This window comes from Bartonella sp. AD328YNZD, assembly GCF_042196425.1.
In genome coordinates, this window is sequence record NZ_JBHIQG010000466.1 from 1 (window position 1) to 1516 (window position 1516).

Sequence of the window (1516 nt, forward strand, 5' to 3'; positions counted from 1 at the left end):
TCCCGCACATTTGAATGGGCCGGACAAACGCGCGAAGAGCCTTTTACATTTGAAGATGGCACTGTTGCTTCTATGCCCATTTTGAAAAGAAAAGAATTTACAAAACCTTTTGCGATTGGCAGAAAAATACAGGAGGAACTAGAAAAGTTAGATAAAACACTTGCTGAAAAGAATAATTTACAAGACTTAACTCGCGAAGAATTCGTTGAACAAGCAGCTGGTATAATGATAGATTTGCACCACTTGCATCCTTTCAGAGAGGGCAATAGGCGCACAAAGAGACTGTTTGTTGAAAAACTCTCTCAAGCAGCAGGACATGAGCTAGACTTTTCTCTTGTGAGCAAAAAACGTAAAAACTTTGTCCGCGTCGCTGCCATGGAACATGGCGACCCAGAGCCTATGAAGCATCTTCTTGAGGATATCTCAAATCCAGAAAAATTGCTCCTCTTACGAGAATTCACCAACTCTATGAGAGAGCTTGGATTAGATGAAAAAAATTATCATCTCGCTGTCGTTGCAAAAGAAGGAGAAACCTATCATGGTACCTATAGAGGCAGTGGACCCAATGGCTTCATGCTTGATGCCAACGGCATTTTCATCTTGGGAAATAAAAAAGATCTCACCCCAGAGCAAATACAGACATTAAAAATCGGTGACGCCCTCTCCTTTACAGCACCAAAAGTTCAAAAACCAGAAAAAAACCAGAAAAAAACATTGCTTCCAGAAGAAAAAGAAGAAAAAAGAGCCACTCTTAAAAACGATGAAATAACTGAAAAGAGCAAAGACAAAACATCCATTCAAACAAAGAAAAAGGGAAAATCCTATTTTTCACCATGGATTGCCTCTCATGTTTTACATGACAGCGTTGAAGTTATGCCCAAAAGTTTGCAAGCACAAGAAAAAGAACAAATGACACAACCAATTGTTCAATCGGCTTCCGCTATGAGGCAAATGCAAAAAGATTTTCAAAAAAATATTTTACAAAGCAATAATACAGCGACAAATGATCCAATATCTGTCAAAATGACAAAGGAAACACGCTCTGATCATCCAGAAATAGAAAAACAGCCTATCAAAAAAGCAATGGCATACTGGGATACTGGTACAAGAAAAACGGACACAATCCCTCTCACCTTACAAGAGAAATTATCATCACCACCTGAAACCGAAGAAAATAAGACAATACACCGTAATTTCTTTTACCCCAATAGTATCACCTTAAAGAATAAATATGGAATAAAAGACTACGGAAAATTAAAAGTGCAATGTGCCCATGATACAACAAAAGCAATCATTCATCTGCGCCAAGAAGCGCCACCACAAAAACTAACCTCCACATATCTCCAATATATTCATCACACCCTATTTAAAAATACTTTTGAATGGGCCGGACAAACACGCGAAAAACCATTTACATTTGAAGATGGTACCGTTGCTTATATGCCAATGATGAAAAAAGCTGGTATTTCTTTTGCCTCAGCAAAACAGATACAGGAGGGACTAGAAAATTTAGATA

Annotated in this window: 1 protein-coding gene; it reads left to right on the forward strand. The window is 38.1% G+C overall.

Annotated elements, in window-relative coordinates:
* The coding region (locus tag ACFIO3_RS12865) for a Fic family protein (RefSeq protein WP_375704592.1) at nt 1–1516 on the forward strand (1516 nt) is incomplete at both ends.